This window comes from Gordonia sp. UBA5067, assembly GCF_002414845.1.
Lineage (GTDB): Bacteria > Actinomycetota > Actinomycetes > Mycobacteriales > Mycobacteriaceae > Gordonia > Gordonia defluvii.
On sequence record NZ_DIAX01000083.1, the window covers coordinates 1 to 15,141 of the forward strand.

The following is a 15,141-nucleotide window of genomic DNA, read 5'->3' on the forward strand; positions in this document are numbered from 1 at the left end:
AGCGGTGCTGCTCGTCGACGACGATGAACCCCAGATCGAAGAACTCGACTTTCTCCTGTAGCAGGGCATGGGTGCCGATGACGATGCCCGATGTCCCGGTGACCACGTCGAGCAGGCTCTGGCGCTTCTCTGCGGTGCGCTGCGAACCGGTGACGAGAGTGATCGTCGTCGCGTTCTCCGCCGCCCCCAGTTCCCCACCGATGCCGAGATCGCCGAGCATGGTCCGGATCGTTCGGTTGTGCTGTGCGGCAAGGACCTCGGTCGGCGCGAGCAGCGCGCACTGCTGCCCGTTGTCGACGACCCTCAGCATCGCCAGCAGGGCGACCAACGTCTTGCCCGATCCCACCTCGCCCTGCAGCAGCCGGCTCATCGGGACGGTGCGGTCGAGCTCGCCGTCGATCTCGGCGAGGACCGACTCCTGCCCCGCGGTCAGCGTGAACGGCAGCCGCGCACGCAGCGCATCCTCCAACCCGCCGGGCACCCGCGGGCAGGGACGTGCAGTCTCGGCACGGCCGAGGCGGGCCCGCTGCGCGAGGATGAGCTGCATCGCGTACGCCTCGTCGAAGCGCAGCCGTTCGCGCGCGGCGTCAATCTCGCCGAGGTCGTCGGGCAGATGGATCGCCCGCAACGATTCCTCGGTGGTGCGCAACCCGCGCTGGGAGCGCTGCTCCGACGTCAACGCGTCGGCCGACGGAGCAAGCCGGCCCAGGACGTTGCGGATCACGCGCCAGATCACCCAGGTCTGCACATCCTTCGTCGCCGGATAGATGGGCAGGATCGCCCGCTCGAACGCATCGTCCAGACCGGGCTCGTCGCCATTGGCCTCCCGTGACTCATGCTCGACGGCGTAGAGCTCGCTCATCATCGCGTTGCCGACCGCCGCGACATCAGGATCGGTGCCGTCGGGCAACACCGCCCACTCCGGGTGCGACAACTGCACCCGCCCCTGGTAGAGGCCCACTTTTCCGGCCATCATGACCCGCGCCCCCGGGCGCAATTTGGACTTGATGAAGCGCGGGTTGAAGAAGCTCGCCTCATAGACGCGCACGTCGTCGTCGACGTGGACTTTGAGGAACTGTCCGTTGCGCCGCTTCATACGGATCAGGTCGGCCTTGGTGATCCGCCCGACGATGGTGATCCAGTCACCGGCCTCGGGAAGCTCGTCGGTGGCGACGACCCCGGCTTGGGCGTAACGGCGCGGCGTGTAGAAGAGCAACTGCCCGACCGTGGTCAGGCCCAGACCGGCGAGCTTGGCGGCGGTGTCCGCGTCGACGACGTCGGCCAGCGCCGATGCCGGGACCACGGGTGCCGGGTTCACCGGATCACTCAACGCCCACCTGCAGCACCGAGTCTGCCTGTCCGCACGGGTACACGGTCAACTCGATTCCCGGGTACACGCGCCGGACGTGGTCCTGCACGCCGACGATGACCTCGGGCTGATCGTCGAGCAACGCCCCGCCCAGAATGGTGATCAACTCGCCGCCGGTGGCCAGCATCAGGTCGAGCAGCGCAGTCGTCGCAGCCAACGGATCATGCCCGATGACCAGTGCGTCGGAACCGATATAGCCGAGCATGTCGCCGGGCTCACTCGTGCCGGCCAGCGTCATCAACTGACCGGTGACCCGGCGCACCGAACCCCACCGGGTGCCGGCCGCCGCCTCCGCCATGGCGTAGGCGTCCACGTCGGCCTCTTCGCCGGGATCGTGCACCGCCAGCGCGGACAGGCACTGGACCATCGAGAGGGTCGGGATGAATACGACGGTTCGCTGGGTCGAGCGCGCACCCGCCGCCACCGACACGAGTTCCTGCGACGCCAATTCGCCGTTGGCCATCACCACCACGTGCGCGGCATCGGTGTCGCGGATCGCCTGCGCCACCGCCTCGGCCGACAGTCCGTCGTCGGCGCTGACCACCGCGGCCCCCGCCTCGGCAAACAAGTCCCGGGCCCCGTGTCCCTTCGCGATGACGACGACGGCGCGCTTGTGCCTTGGCAGCGGCTCGTCAGGACCCGCCAGGCGGAGCGCATCGAGCGCGAAGCAGGAGATCCGCACATCGCTGATCGCCCCGCACACGGCGCCGGCCTCCACCGCTTTCCCCGGATCGTTGGTGTGCACGTGCACGGAGAAGCGTTCGCCGGCCTCACTGCTGTCACCGACGATGACGACGGCGTCGCCGATCTCGGCCAGGTAGTCGCGCAGCCGGCCGATCCGCTCATCGGCGGTCCCGTCGAGCAGGTACATGACCTCGAAGTCCATGTCGCTGCTGCCGTCACACGCCTCGTCGGCGCGCTGGGCCGGGAGTGCCCCCTCGATCAGGAGCCCCCGGTAGTTGCGGCGCCGATTGGCGACTCCGGTCAAAACCAGCACCATCGCGTCGAGCAGCACCAGCATGCCCCGACCACCGGCGTCGACGACCCCGGCATACGCCAGCTCAGCGAGCTGCTCAGGGGTGTGCTCGAGGGCATCGGCGGCCGCTTCGGCGGCGGCGCGCGCCAGGTCGGCCGGGGCGGCCTCGGAGTTGTCGTGAGCGGCGGCGGCGGCCTGGCGCAGCACCGTGAGCACCGTCCCCTCCCGGGGATCGCTGACGGCTCGGACCGCGGCCAGCGAACCCAGCGCGAGGCCGCCGGCGAACAGTTGCGCGAAGGATTGGTCGTTTTCCGTCTCGGCGACCACCGCGGCGTCGGCGACTCCGACGAGCACCTGCGACAGGATGATCCCGGAGTTGCCGCGGGCACTGCCGACCGCGGCGTCAGCCATCGCCCGGGTCACCGCGGCCACATCGGCACCCGGCTCGGCCTGCTCGGCGGCATCGGCGGCGGCGCCCATGGTGAACGCCATATTCGAGCCGGTATCCGAGTCGGGAATCGGGAAAACGTTGAGGTCGTTGATCTCGGTGCGCACGGCCACGAGTCCGTCGGCCGACGCCCGTGCCCAGTCGCGCAACAGCTGCGGGTTGACCCGTGGGGAACGGTCACCGCGCTGCGCTGTGGTGGGCACTGTATCCGACATTGGAACGAGACTAGCCCAGGACCGGATTTGGCCGCCGCCCGATGCTGCGGCTAGTCTTGTCAGGTTGTGTTCTGCGCCCATGACCGGGCCGAGGAGATCACGCATCTACCGACCACGCAAGTGATACCAACTATTGAGGGAGTGTTCGATATGGCTGCCGTCTGCGACATCTGCGGCAAGGGCCCCGGCTTCGGCAAGTCGGTTTCGCACTCGCACCGGCGCACCAACCGCCGCTGGAACCCCAACATCCAGTCTGTGCGAGTCGAGGTTGCGCCGGGTAACCGCAAGCGCAAGAACGTGTGCACCTCGTGCCTGAAGGCCGGTAAGACCACCGTCTGATCCCGCTGCACCACGCGTTGCGCGACCCCCGCCGGGCCTGGCCCGGCGGGGGTCGCCGCTATCGGCGGGTGTCGGGTGGTCGTCGCCCGGTAGCCTGATCGGCATGACCGACTCCCCCCACGTGTCCGCCGCCGACGGTGTGCTGACCATTGCGATATCCAGTCCCGCCAACGGGACCTCGCTGAACGGCGACGCCGTCGACGAGGCTATCGTCGCGCTGACCGAGCTGCACTCGGGTGCGCGCGACGAGCGGGTGATCCTGCTTGTCGGGGCCGGGAAGAACTTCTGTGCCGGCGGCAACGTCGCCGCCTTCGCCGCCGCCGCCGACCGGCCGGCCTACCTCGGCGGCCTCGCCGAACGGCTGCACCGGCTGATCACGCTGATCGATACCGCCGGACGCCCGGTCGTCATCGCGGCGAAGGGCTGGGCGGCCGGCGCCGGGATGAGCCTGACCCTGATCGGCGACGTCGTCGTGGGCGGGCCGTCGACAAAGATGCGTCCGGCCTACAGCGGGATCGGGCTCAGCCCCGACGGCGGGATGACGTGGAGCCTGCCACGGGTCGTCGGACCCGCCCGAGCACGCGCGATCATCCTCACCAACCGGATCCTCTCGGCCCAGAACGCCCTTGAACTCGGGCTGGTGTCCGAACTGGTCGACGACGAGCAGGTCGATGCCCGGGCCCGCGAGATCGCCGCCGAGCTGGCTGCTGGGCCGTCGGGTGCGTTGCAGGCGACGGCCGCCCTCCTCCGCGCCGCACCGACGGCCTCACTGGCCGACCAACTGGCCGCTGAGGCGGCTTCCATCGCACGACTATCCGGTCAGCCTGAGGGCATCGAGGGTGTCGACGCCTTTGTCCAGAAGCGCGCGCCGAACTGGCGTTAGGACCAGATCGACTTCACGGGAGCCGCCAGTCCACCGGGGCGGCGCCCAGTTCGGCCAGCGCGGCGTTGGCCCGGCTGAACGGCCGGGAACCGAAGAACCCGCGCGAGGCCGACAGCGGCGACGGGTGCGCCGAGGCGATCACCGGGATGCCCGGCAGCCACTGCTGCAGTTTCTGCGCGTCCCGGCCCCACAGGATCGCGACGAGCGGCTCGGCACGGCCGGCGAGCGCCTTGATGGCGCATTCGGTGACCGCCTCCCAGCCCCGGCCCCGATGCGACCCACTGTCTTGCGCCCCGACGGTCAGCACCCGGTTGAGCAGCAGCACCCCGGCATCGGCCCAGGGCGTGAGGTCGCCGGTGCTGGGGCGAGGATAGTCGAGGTCATCGCAGTACTCGGTGTAGATGTTGGCCAGCGACCGCGGGATCGGGGCCACGTCGGGGGCGACTGAAAAGCTCAACCCCATCGCGTGGCCGGGCGTCGGATACGGGTCTTGTCCGACGACGAGGACGCGCACGTCGGCCATCGGCCGGGTGAATGCGCGCAGCACGTGTGCCCCGGCGGGCAGGTACCGGCGCCCCGCGGCGACCTCGGCGCGCAGGAAGTCGCCGAGTTGGGCGATGACAGGCGCGACCGGCGCGAGGGCCTGCGCCCAGTCGGGGGCGAGTAGCTCGGACAGCGGCTTGGCGGACCTGGCGTCAGCGGTCATCGGCCCAGTCGACGCGCCGCAGATTGTCGCGGTAGTACTTGCTGTTCTCGAAGTACATTGCCGTGTTGACCTCGGTGTGCCCGGTGGGCACCTCGTACCCGTCGCGGATCCGGGCCGGTACCCCCAGCGCCATCCGGCGGGCGGGGACCTCGAAGTCGAACGGCACCACCGCACCGGCGCCGACGATCGCACCGGATCGGACCGTCGCACCGTTGAGCACCACCGATCCCGACGCGACCAGGACGTCGTCGCCGATTGTCGCGCCCTCGATGTGCGCCTTGTGCCCGACGACGCACCGCGCGCCGATCACGGTCGGGTGAATCATGGTGCAGTGGATGATCGTGCCGTCCTGGATGTTGGTCATCTCCCCGACGGTGATGCTCCCGTAGTCGCCGCGCAGCACCGCCCCCGGCCAGACTGATACTCCCCCGGCCAGAGTGACGTTCCCGATGACAACCGCGTCGGGGTGAACGTAGGCGTCGGCGGCAAGCGCCGGCTCACGATCACCCAGTGCGTAAATGGCCATGGGAGCAATCTAGACGCTGCGCCAACCGTGGAGGCGGGTCGGTGCCCCATCGATGTGTACCGCCTCTTCGCGGCTGCCGACGACGGCGCCGATCACCCACCAGCCTGGCGGCACCTGCGCGGCAGCACCGAAGGCCCCGAGCAACTCGTGGTCCTCCCCACCGCCGAGCGACCACCGGCGGACATCGACGCCGAGGCGCTGCGCGACCGCGGCGACCGCATCAGTGACGGGGATCGCCGCGGAATCGACGTCGAGGGCCACCCCCGACGCAGCGGCCATGAGCGCCAGTTCCTCGACCAGGCCATCGGAGATATCGGTCAATCCGTGGGCCCCCCCGCGCGCGGCGGCCGGTCCCTGCTGCAAATCCGGTGCCGGGCAGCGGAACGCGTCGACAACCGCCCGACCCTGCGGATCACCGTCGGGCGCCACACCGCCGGCGGCCAGGAGAGCGTGACCGGCCGCGGACGCGCCCAACGGCCCACTCACCGCGAGCACGTCCCCGGCGCGCGCGCCGCCGAGCCGTATCGGACCACCGGCGTCAAGGACGCCGACCGCGGTGATCGACACCGATATCTCGGACGCTTCCACGAGGTCCCCGCCGAGCACCGCCGCACCGATCGCCGCCGCCCGGTTCACGACTCCGGCATTGATCCCGATGAGGACCTCGGCCGAGGAGTCGGCCGGCGCCGCCAGCGACACCAGGACCCCGGTCGTGGTGCCACCCATCGCGGCGATGTCGGCGGCGGCGGCGATCACGGCGCGCGCACCGATCTGCTCGGGTGCCGACCAGTCGAGGCGAAAGTGCCGTCCCTGCACGGCGGTGTCCACACTGAGTACCGTCGCCCCGGGTTCGATGACGGCGGCATCGTCGCCCGGCCCGATCAGCACCCCGGGTCCGCTCGCGGCCGCGGCGCGGGCAAACCCGGCCAGCAGCGTCCGCTCGCCGATGTCGCCAACGGTTCGGAATGGTGCCACGGTCGCCAGTCTGTCATGCGCCCGGGCGCGCGCCGCCCGCTACGCTGGTCGCGTGTCCGCCGAAGACGAATCCTCCGACCGCAGCACCTCGCGCGCCTCCCTGTTCCGGGACGAGCGCGGATACCTGTCGCCTGCCTTCCTCGCCACCCTGATCGCCGTGCCGGTGATGATCATCGCCGGCTTCATCACGTTCGCCATGCTGCGCGACGGGACGACGACGCCCCTGGACTCCATGTCAGCGCAACCGGGCACCGAAGCGGCCTGCGCGCCGTTCATGGCGGCACTGCCCGAGCAACTCGGCAACTACGGCCACAAGTCGGTGTCGGGCACGGCGGCGCGATGGCGGGCGGGCAACGGCGACTCGGTGGCACTTCGCTGCGGTGTCGAACGGCCGCCCGGCCTCGCACCTTCGTCGCGCTTGCAGGTCGTCGACTCGGCGCAGTGGTTCATCACCGATGAGCGCGATGCCGGCGTCGCCTATGTCGCCGTCGACCATCGGCCCTACGTCGCCCTGTGGCTGCCGCTGAACTCCGGTTCGGCACCGATCGGCACGGTTACCGCGCTGATCGACAAGCACCTCGAGCGGGCACCACTAGAGCTGCGCTAAGTGCAGCACCGTTTCGTCTTACCAGCGCCGATCGACGCTGGTAAGACGAAACCGTGCGGGATCTAGCGGATCTCAGGTTTGCGGGATCGGCCCAGCAGCATTGCTATCGCCTCCGGCACGCTCAGCCCGTCGTGGCACACCTGGTGGACGGCGTCGGTCAGCGGCACGTCGACGCCATACTGCTCGGCCAGCGCGCGCACCGAGGAACACGACTTCACGCCCTCGGCGACTTGGCCGTTGGTCGCCGCCTGCGCCTCCTCAAGAGTCTTCCCCTCCCCGAGGGCGAACCCGAAGGTGCGGTTGCGCGACAGCGGCGACGCACAGGTCGCGACGAGGTCGCCGACACCGGCCAGGCCCGCTAGCGTCTGGGCGTCGGCACCGGCCGCGACGCCCAATCGGATGGTCTCGGCAAGTCCCCTGGTGATGATGGTGGCCAGGGTGTTCTGCCCGAGCCCGACGCCCGCAGCCATGCCGCAGGCGAGGGCGATCACGTTCTTGACGGCTCCGCCGAGCTCGCAACCGATCACATCGGTGTTCGTATACGGCCGGAAATAGTTCGTGGAGAACGCTTCCTGCAAGTCGACGGCCCGCCGCTCGTCGGCGCACCCGATGACGGTGGCGGCCGGTTGGCCGACGGCGACCTCTTTGGCCAGGTTCGGACCCGACAGCACCGCGATCCGCTCCGGCGGGGCGCCGGTGACATCGGCGATCACCTCCGACATGCGCATCACCGTCGAGGTCTCGACCCCTTTGGCCAGCGACACGAAAGTCATGTCATCGGTGAGATGCGGCTTCCACGCCTCCAGGTTCGCGCGCAGCGATTGGGACGGCACTCCGAGGACGACGACGTCAGCTCCATCGAGCGCCTCGGCCACATCGCTCACCGCGTGCAGGGCCGCCGGCAGAATGATCCCGGCAAGGTAGTCGGGGTTCTCGTGCGCGGTATTGATGGCCTCGGCCAGCGCCGGGCGCCGGGCCCAGATCCGCGTCGGCGTGCCCGCATCGACGAGCACTTTCGCCACCGTCGTACCCCACGAACCCGCTCCCATAACAACGGCTTGCACGCCCGTCCCCTTTCGCCCCAGCCTCTGGGGCTGCCCGGCTATGTCTTCCGCCCAGCGTAGCCGGTTCGGCGGGCGCTCATGCCTCGATGAGCTTCCCGCTGCGGGCCAATTCTGGATCCGTGCACGAGGACAGATCGAAGCAGCACGGGCGCCGCTTGCCCGCGCGCAATTTGTCGATCGCCACCTCGATGCGACGCTGCCGCGTATCGGGATTCTTGGTGGCGCCGATCCACCGCACCCACTCCCACCGAGCCATCGGGGTGATCGCATCCCAGAGTCCGCCGATATCGGGTGCCGCGGTGAGAGCGACGGCGAAGTCGTCCGGCTGAATCGGCTCGGGCCAGGATGTGCCCGGCTCGATGCGCACGGCCACCGCGGCCCCCTCGGTCAACGAGGATCCATCGAGCGCCAGCCAGTGGCCGCGACGGCCATCCGGCTCGACGACGGTGACGGCCGTCTGGCCACCGACCGTGACCGCCGCCGCGACTTGTCCCCGCGAGGGCAGCCCGACACTCGCCTCCTGCGGCAGCCGGATGATCAGCCGGCCGGCCACCCGCACCACCGACCCGGTGAACTCGATCACCTGGCTCGCGGCTTTCGCCATCCCGGTTCCCTGCCCTTCTCCTCGCACACCACCCCCAGGCTAGTCCCGCGGTACCGGCTGCCTGCCATGATTGACCGGTGGCGTGGGGTGTGGTGTTGGCGGTCAAACGGTTGCCGGAGGCGAAGTCGCGCCTGGGCGGCACCGCTGACGATCGGGCCGAACTCGTGGTCGCGATGCTCGTCGACGTCCTGGCCGCCGTGGTGCAGGCGGGCCTGACGCCGCTCGTCGTCACCCCTGATCCGCGCGTCGCCGCGCTGGCCCACGATGCCGGGGCGCTGATCGCGGCCGAGCCCGACGGCGGGGCCGGCCTGAACGCCGCCTTTGTCCACGGGCAACGCGAACTCGTTGCCCGCGAGCCAGGTGTCGAGGCCGTCTTCCTTCTTGCAGCCGACCTTCCCGCGCTCACCGCGGGTGCGCTGCGCAGGGCCATCGCCGGGCATGAACAATCCTCCGCCTCCGGGCTCCGGCAGTCGTTCATCGCCGACAGCGCGGGTTCTGGCACCGCAGCACTCCTGCGGCCCGCCAACGTCGACTCGATGCCCCGGTTCGGGCCGGATTCGGCAGCTGCGCACCGCGCCGCCGGCCTAGTCGACATCACCGGTTCCGACGACGTCTGGGCCGGGCTGCGTCGAGATGTCGACACGCTTGCCGACCTGTCCGCGGCGGCCGAGATCGGGATCGGCCGGGCCACCTCCGAATGGCTACACTCCCGGTCACCGGCAACTTCTGCACGCACTTCTGCCATGGTGCATGATGATGCGGTGAGCGCCGACGCCCCCGAAGCCCTGACGACTCCTGGCGCCCTCGAGGCCCGGGTGGCCGAACCCATCGCCGACGACCCGATCCCCGGGGCGCCCCCAGCGGCGACCGCCCACCCAGACGAGTCCGCCGACCTTCCCACCGACCGCTATCTGAACCGCGAGCTGTCGTGGCTGGACTTCAACGCGCGTGTCCTGGCACTGGCCGAGGACACCTCGCTGCCACTCCTGGAGCGTGCCAAATTCCTTGCCATCTTCACGTCGAACCTCGACGAGTTCTTCATGGTCCGCGTCGCGGGGCTCAAACGCCGCGACGAGACCGGGCTGTCCGTGCGCTCGGCCGACGGGCTGTCCCCGCGCGAACAACTCCTCCGGATCGCCCAGCGCACCCAGTCGATCGCGACACGCCAGGCCCGCGTCTTCAACGATTCGGTTAAACCGGCACTCGACGCCGAGGGAATCCACATCGTCACGTGGGCCGATCTCGACGTCGCCGAGCGCGACCGGCTCGTCTCCTACTTCAACGACCAGGTCTTCCCCGTCCTGACCCCCCTGGCCGTCGATCCCGCGCACCCGTTCCCCTACATCAGCGGGCTGAGCCTGAACCTGGCCGTCACGGTGCGCGACACCAGCAACGGCGCCGAACACTTCGCCCGCGTCAAGGTGCCCGACAACGTCGCCCGCTTCCTGCGCGTCGACCACCTCGTCTCCCCCGACGTGCGTCCCACGTCGGAGGTCCTCTCCCCCGACGTGGTATTCCTTCCACTTGAGGAGCTGATCGCGGCCAATCTGGGCCAACTGTTCCCCGGCATGGACGTCGTGGAACATCATGCCTTCCGCATCACCCGCAACGCCGACTTCGAGGTGGACGAGGACCGCGACGAAGACCTGCTGCAAGCACTGGAACGGGAGTTGGCCCGGCGACGCTTCGGAACGCCAGTGCGACTGGAGATCGAAGAGGATATGAGCGAGCACATGCTCGAACTCCTCCTGCGCGAACTCGATGTCGACCCCGCCGATGTGATCGCCGCACCCGGCCCCCTCGACCTTTCGTCCCTGTTCCAGATCTACGAGGTCGACCGCCCAACACTCAAGTACCCGCCGTACGTACCGGTCACCAATCCCGCCTTCGGCGAGCGCGAGACGCCCAAGAGTGTCTTTTCGACGCTGCGTGAGGGCGATGTACTGGTGCACCATCCGTACGAGTCCTTCTCAACGAGCGTTCAGCGCTTCATCGAGCAGGCCGCCGCCGACCCACACGTGCTCGCGATCAAGCAGACGCTGTACCGCACCTCCGGCGACTCGCCCATCGTCGACGCACTGATCACCGCAGCCGAGGCCGGGAAGCAGGTGGTCGCCCTCGTCGAGATCAAGGCCCGCTTCGACGAACGCGCAAACATCAAATGGGCGCGCAAACTCGAGCAGGCCGGCGTGCACGTCGTCTACGGCCTCGTCGGCCTCAAAACCCACTGCAAGACCTGCCTGGTCGTGCGCCGTGAGGGATCGACGATCCGCCGCTACTGTCACATCGGCACCGGTAACTACAACCCGAAAACGGCCCGGCTCTACGAAGACGTCGGCCTGTTCACGGCGGCACCCGAGATCGGCGCCGATCTTACCGACCTGTTCAACACGTTGACCGGGTACTCGCGCAAGCGCAGTTACCGCAATCTTCTCGTCGCCCCGGATGGCATCCGGTCCGGAATCGTCGATCGAATCCGCACCGAGGTCGACCGGCACCGTGCGGGCGACCCGTCCGCACGTGTGCGCTTGAAGGCCAACGCGCTGGTCGACGAGCAGATCATCGACGCGCTCTACCGCGCATCCCAAGCCGGGCTGCCGGTAGAGATCGTGGTGCGCGGCATCTGCGCCCTTCGCCCCGGCATCCCCGGTGTCAGCGACAACATCGACGTGCGCTCGATCCTCGGACGGTTCCTCGAGCACTCCCGCATCTTCCACTTCGGTGCACAGGGCGAATTCTGGATCGGCAGCGCGGACATGATGCACCGGAACCTCGACCGGCGCATCGAGGTGATGACCCAGGTCCGCGACGTGCGGCTGGCCAAGCAGCTCGACGAGATCTTTGATTCCGCCCTCGATCCCCGAACCCGATGCTGGATACTCGGCGCCGATGGGAATTGGGTCGCATCGCCGGGGCCCGGCCTCGAGGTGCGCGACCACCAGTCCGAACTGATGGACCGCTTCCGTCGTGCCGCGGCCGGCTCGGCCTGATTCCGAGGTCAGGCGCCAATGAACGTACGCGCAGTCTGGGCCGGTGGCGGCGTGCTGTGGCGGCCCGCGCCGGCCGGGACGGGCGAGCCGGAGATCGCGGTGATCCACCGGCCGCGGTATGACGACTGGACATTACCCAAGGGGAAGACCGAGCGCCGCGAGACCGTCATCGCGTCGGCCGTCCGGGAGATCGCTGAGGAAACCGGGTATTCCGCCGTCCTCGGTCGCTTTCTGCGCCAGGTCAGCTACCCCGTCAACGGCACCAAGCGGAAAATCGTCCGTTACTGGGCTGCCCGGATGACTGGCGGTGACTTCGTTCCGAACAAGGAGGTCGACGACCTCGTCTGGACGTCGCCCGGCGCGGCGAAGAAGCTGCTGACCTACTCGCTGGACCGGGCGGTCGTCAACGACTTCCTCGCCAACCCCGCCGGTCTGCATACTCTCCTGCTGGTGCGCCACGCCAAGGCCGGTCGTCGCGCCCGATACTCCGGACCTGATCCGGCGCGACCACTGGAACGCTACGGTCGCCTTCAGGCCGAGGCGCTCGCCGACCTGTTGCCCTTGTTCGGCGCCGAGCGGCTACACGCTGCTGATCGCGCGCGCTGCGTCCAGACGCTCGAGCCGCTGGCCCACGCGCTCGGCGGCAAGAAGATCCAGATCGAGCCGACCCTGACCGAGGAGGCGTATTCCCGCGATCCTGCGGCGGCGCAGCGGCGAATGGTCGAACTCGCGACGAAGCAGAAGTCCGTTCACGTCGTCTGCAGTCAGGGCAAGGCCATCGCACCGCTGATGCAATGGTGGTCGCAGCACGACGGATTCACCTTGCCGCCCAACCGGAACCGCAAAGGCAGCTTCTGGGTTCTTTCCGTCGATGCCGACGGTCGGGTTGTGGTGGCCGACCACGTCGACGACCCGTTGCCCGACTTCGGCTGACGCAGACTACTTCTTGGCCACAGTCTTGGTGGCCGCAGTCTTGGGGGCCGCAGTCTTCTTGGCCGCTGTCTTCTTGGCCGCCGCCTTGGTGGGTGTCGAGGCAGCCGTTCGAGGCGCCACCGTAGCCGGTGCCTTCTTCGTTGCGGTCGCCTTCTTCGCCGGTGCCGCCTTCGTGGCAGCGGCCTTTGGAGCAGTAGTGGCCGTGGTGGCCTTGGCCGCCGTGGCCGTGGCCTTGGCCGCCGTCGCCTTGGCCGCCGGGGCCTTCTTCGCCGGGGCCTTCTTCGCCGGTGCTGCCTTCGTGGCCGGTGCCGCCCGCTTGGCCGCCGCTGATTTCACCGGTGCCGCCTGCTTGGCCGCGGTGACCTTCTTGGCAGCGGCTTTCGTCGCCGTGGCCTTCGTCGCCGTGGCCTTCGTCGCCGTGGCCTTCGTGGCCGTGGCCTTCGTGGCCGGGGCCTTCGTGGCCGGGGCCTTCTTCGCCGGTGCCGCCTTCTTCGCCGGTGCCGCCTGCTTGGCCGCCGCTGATTTCGCGGGTGTCGTCTTCTTCGCCGGAGCGGCCTTGGCGGCTGTCGCAGTCTTCTTCGCCGGAGTCGCCTTCTTGGCCGCGGTCTTCTTCGCCGGGGCAGCGTCCACCGCCCCCCTCTTGGCGGCGGTGACGCCTACCGGCAGTCGCAGCTTTCCGGCGATCACAGATTTGAACTGGGCACCGGGGCGGAAGGACGGCACATTGACCGCACGTACCTTCACCGTCTCACCGGTTCGCGGGTTTCGGGCGACGCGCGGTGCGCGCCTGCGCTTTTCGAAGACACCAAATCCGGTGATGGTGACCTTTTCGCCGCGATTCACCGCGCGGACCACCGTGTCGATGAATTGTTCGACGGCCTCGGTGGCGGTCTGACGATCCGCCTTGAGCCGCTTGGTCAACTCGTCAATGAGTTCCGCCTTGTTCATTTCGACCTCCGCAAGCTTGGATCCTCGGACTTGTGATCAACCAGTTCACACCCAGGGTGTGGCGTAGCTAACACAACACGGTAAACGCCGAGTTCAAAAAGGTCCATCAACGACGCGCATCTGCGCCCGTCGAGAGGGACCGCCAATCCTCTTGACGCCCAAGCACTGCGGGTTGGTTCGAGCGTGGTCGGTTAGAGCGTGGTCGGCTTGAACGCCGGGCGCACACGCTCGAACACATCGATAGCCTCGGCCTCGCGCAGCGTCAGGCCGATGTCGTCGAGGCCCTCCATCAGGCGCCACCGCGTGTAATCGTCAATCTGAAACGGCACCACAAGATCACCGGCGGTCACCGTTCGCTGTGCAAGATCGACGGCGAGCTCGAGTCCCGGCTCGCTTTCCAGTCGCTTCCACAGCAGTTCGATGTCGCTCTGATCCACCTGCCCGGCAAGCAATCCGGCCTTTCCGGAGTTGCCCCGAAAGATATCGGCGAACCGGGAGCTGAGTACGACCCGGAAGCCGAAGTCCATCAATGCCCATACCGCATGCTCGCGCGAGGAGCCGGTGCCGAAGTCGGGACCGGCGACCAGGACCGACCCATGGTTGTACGGCTCGGCGTTGAGAATGAAGTCCGGGTCGGTGCGCCACGACGAGAACAGGCCGTCCTCGAACCCGGTGCGCGTGACCCGTTTGAGGTATACGGCGGGGATGATCTGGTCGGTGTCGACGTTGCTGCGCCGAAACGGCACTCCGACGCCAGTGTGTGCGGTCAGCGGTTCCATAGTTGAGGACTCCTCGAAAAGCGTTGTGCGGCTACAAGTCTGCCGGGGCCGAGAGAGTGCCGCGGACAGCGGTTGCGGCGGCGACGGCCGGCGACACGAGATGAGTTCGGCCCCCCTTGCCCTGGCGTCCCTCGAAGTTGCGGTTCGACGTCGACGCGCAGCGCTCACCGGGCGCCAACTGGTCAGGATTCATCCCCAGGCACATCGAGCAGCCGGCCTGCCGCCACTCCGCACCGGCCGCGGTGAAGATCTCACCGAGGCCTTCGTCCTCGGCCTGCGCGCGCACCTTCATCGATCCGGGCACGACAAGCATCCGGACACCGTCGGCGATAGTCCGCCCGCGCAGCACGTCGGCCACCGCGCGCAAGTCTTCGATCCGCCCGTTGGTACACGATCCGACAAATACGGCGTCGACCGCGACCTCGCGCAGCGGCGTGCCGGGCGTCAGGTCCATGTACGCCAGTGCGCGCTCGGCGGCGAGTGCCTCGTTCTCGTCGACGATGTCGGCCGGGTTCGGCACTAGCGCCCCCAGCGGCAGTCCCTGCCCGGGGTTGGTGCCCCAGGTGACGAACGGGGTCAGCTCGGCGGCGTTGAGGTGGACCTCGGCGTCGAACTCGGCGTCCTCGTCGGTGCGCAAACCTTCCCAGTACGCGATCGCGGCATCCCATTGCGCACCGACCGGCGCATGCGGACGCCCCTTGAGGAACTCGTAGGTGACCGCATCCGGGGCAATCATTCCGGCGCGGGCGCCCGCTTCGATCGACATGTTGCAGAGCGTC

At 68.8% G+C, this 15,141-nt stretch carries 14 protein-coding genes and 2 pseudogenes; 6 read left to right on the forward strand and 10 right to left on the reverse strand.

Annotated features, from left to right (window positions below):
- Positions 1-1,318 (reverse strand): DEAD/DEAH box helicase (locus tag B4M62_RS13575; protein WP_290713962.1); only part of this gene is annotated, 1,318 nt, incomplete at its 3' end.
- Positions 1,319-1,322: 4 nt separating this feature from the next.
- Positions 1,323-3,008: a DAK2 domain-containing protein gene (locus B4M62_RS13580; RefSeq protein WP_290713964.1), complete on the reverse strand. Its 1,686-nt coding sequence runs from the start codon at positions 3,006-3,008 to the stop codon at positions 1,323-1,325.
- A gap of 150 nt (positions 3,009-3,158) precedes the next feature.
- Here B4M62_RS13580 and rpmB point away from each other — a divergent pair, with 150 nt between their 5' ends.
- Together rpmB and B4M62_RS13590 are read left to right on the forward strand one after the other, a co-directional pair.
- A complete protein-coding gene (rpmB, locus tag B4M62_RS13585; RefSeq protein WP_005182428.1) occupies positions 3,159-3,347 on the forward strand; it encodes a 50S ribosomal protein L28 in 189 nt (62 codons plus the stop codon).
- Between the two features lie 103 nt (positions 3,348-3,450).
- On the forward strand, positions 3,451-4,230 hold the full coding sequence (locus B4M62_RS13590) for an enoyl-CoA hydratase/isomerase family protein (RefSeq protein ID WP_290713973.1): 780 nt from the start codon (positions 3,451-3,453) through the stop codon (positions 4,228-4,230).
- 13 nt (positions 4,231-4,243) lie between these two features.
- Here the strand turns inward: B4M62_RS13590 and B4M62_RS13595 are convergent, their stop codons facing one another.
- The 3 genes from B4M62_RS13595 to thiL are packed head-to-tail and all read right to left on the reverse strand — an operon-like array spanning position 4,244 to position 6,437.
- On the reverse strand, positions 4,244-4,936 hold the full coding sequence (locus B4M62_RS13595) for a uracil-DNA glycosylase (protein ID WP_290713976.1): 693 nt from the start codon (positions 4,934-4,936) through the stop codon (positions 4,244-4,246).
- Complete coding sequence (locus tag B4M62_RS13600; RefSeq protein ID WP_290713978.1) at positions 4,926-5,462, reverse strand: gamma carbonic anhydrase family protein; 537 nt, start codon at positions 5,460-5,462, stop codon at positions 4,926-4,928. The genes B4M62_RS13595 and B4M62_RS13600 overlap by 11 nt, the downstream gene beginning before the upstream one ends.
- Positions 5,463-5,471: 9 nt before the next feature.
- Positions 5,472-6,437, reverse strand: coding sequence for a thiamine-phosphate kinase (gene thiL, locus B4M62_RS13605; RefSeq protein ID WP_290713980.1), 966 nt, complete (start codon positions 6,435-6,437; stop codon positions 5,472-5,474).
- Between the two features lie 52 nt (positions 6,438-6,489).
- Here thiL and B4M62_RS13610 point away from each other — a divergent pair, with 52 nt between their 5' ends.
- Positions 6,490-7,044 (forward strand): DUF3515 domain-containing protein, encoded by a 555-nt coding sequence (locus tag B4M62_RS13610; protein ID WP_290713982.1) that lies wholly within the window; start codon positions 6,490-6,492, stop codon positions 7,042-7,044.
- A 62-nt stretch (positions 7,045-7,106) separates the two neighbouring features.
- Here the strand turns inward: B4M62_RS13610 and B4M62_RS13615 are convergent, their stop codons facing one another.
- Positions 7,107-8,108, reverse strand: a complete 1,002-nt coding sequence (locus B4M62_RS13615) for an NAD(P)H-dependent glycerol-3-phosphate dehydrogenase (protein ID WP_290713984.1) — start codon at positions 8,106-8,108, stop codon at positions 7,107-7,109.
- 76 nt (positions 8,109-8,184) lie between these two features.
- Positions 8,185-8,712 carry a YdeI/OmpD-associated family protein gene (locus tag B4M62_RS13620; protein WP_290713986.1) on the reverse strand — a complete coding sequence of 176 codons (528 nt, stop codon included), beginning with the start codon at positions 8,710-8,712 and terminating at the stop codon, positions 8,185-8,187.
- Between the two features lie 92 nt (positions 8,713-8,804).
- Here B4M62_RS13620 and cofC point away from each other — a divergent pair.
- The 3 genes and pseudogenes from cofC to B4M62_RS13635 form a co-directional block, all read left to right on the forward strand.
- Positions 8,805-9,392: pseudogene (gene cofC, locus B4M62_RS13625) on the forward strand (2-phospho-L-lactate guanylyltransferase); the annotation flags it as partial.
- A gap of 63 nt (positions 9,393-9,455) precedes the next feature.
- On the forward strand, positions 9,456-11,702 hold the full coding sequence (locus tag B4M62_RS13630; protein ID WP_414651850.1) for an RNA degradosome polyphosphate kinase: 2,247 nt from the start codon (positions 9,456-9,458) through the stop codon (positions 11,700-11,702).
- 18 nt (positions 11,703-11,720) lie between these two features.
- Complete coding sequence (locus tag B4M62_RS13635) at positions 11,721-12,635, forward strand: NUDIX hydrolase (RefSeq protein ID WP_290713988.1); 915 nt, start codon at positions 11,721-11,723, stop codon at positions 12,633-12,635.
- A 228-nt stretch (positions 12,636-12,863) separates the two neighbouring features.
- On the opposite strand, the pseudogene B4M62_RS13640 reads toward B4M62_RS13635, so the two are convergent.
- From B4M62_RS13640 to B4M62_RS13650, 3 genes and pseudogenes are all read right to left on the reverse strand, one after another.
- A pseudogene (locus B4M62_RS13640) lies at positions 12,864-13,583 on the reverse strand (HU family DNA-binding protein); the annotation flags it as partial.
- Positions 13,584-13,774: 191 nt separating this feature from the next.
- Complete coding sequence (gene leuD, locus B4M62_RS13645) at positions 13,775-14,362, reverse strand: 3-isopropylmalate dehydratase small subunit (RefSeq protein ID WP_290713990.1); 588 nt, start codon at positions 14,360-14,362, stop codon at positions 13,775-13,777.
- Between the two features lie 31 nt (positions 14,363-14,393).
- Positions 14,394-15,141: aconitase family protein (locus B4M62_RS13650; RefSeq protein WP_290713992.1), on the reverse strand; the 748-nt coding region annotated here is incomplete at its 5' end.

Coding starts and splice junctions, on each gene's coding strand:
- B4M62_RS13635 (WP_290713988.1), top strand. CDS start 11,721: ATGAACGTACGCGCAGTCTGGGCCGGTGGCGGCGTGCTGTGGCGGCCC.
- rpmB (WP_005182428.1), top strand. CDS start 3,159: ATGGCTGCCGTCTGCGACATCTGCGGCAAGGGCCCCGGCTTCGGCAAG.
- B4M62_RS13630 (WP_414651850.1), top strand. CDS start 9,456: ATGGTGCATGATGATGCGGTGAGCGCCGACGCCCCCGAAGCCCTGACG.
- B4M62_RS13590 (WP_290713973.1), top strand. CDS start 3,451: ATGACCGACTCCCCCCACGTGTCCGCCGCCGACGGTGTGCTGACCATT.
- leuD (WP_290713990.1), bottom strand. CDS start 14,362: ATGGAACCGCTGACCGCACACACTGGCGTCGGAGTGCCGTTTCGGCGC.
- B4M62_RS13580 (WP_290713964.1), bottom strand. CDS start 3,008: ATGTCGGATACAGTGCCCACCACAGCGCAGCGCGGTGACCGTTCCCCA.
- B4M62_RS13620 (WP_290713986.1), bottom strand. CDS start 8,712: ATGGCGAAAGCCGCGAGCCAGGTGATCGAGTTCACCGGGTCGGTGGTG.
- B4M62_RS13600 (WP_290713978.1), bottom strand. CDS start 5,462: ATGGCCATTTACGCACTGGGTGATCGTGAGCCGGCGCTTGCCGCCGAC.
- B4M62_RS13595 (WP_290713976.1), bottom strand. CDS start 4,936: ATGACCGCTGACGCCAGGTCCGCCAAGCCGCTGTCCGAGCTACTCGCC.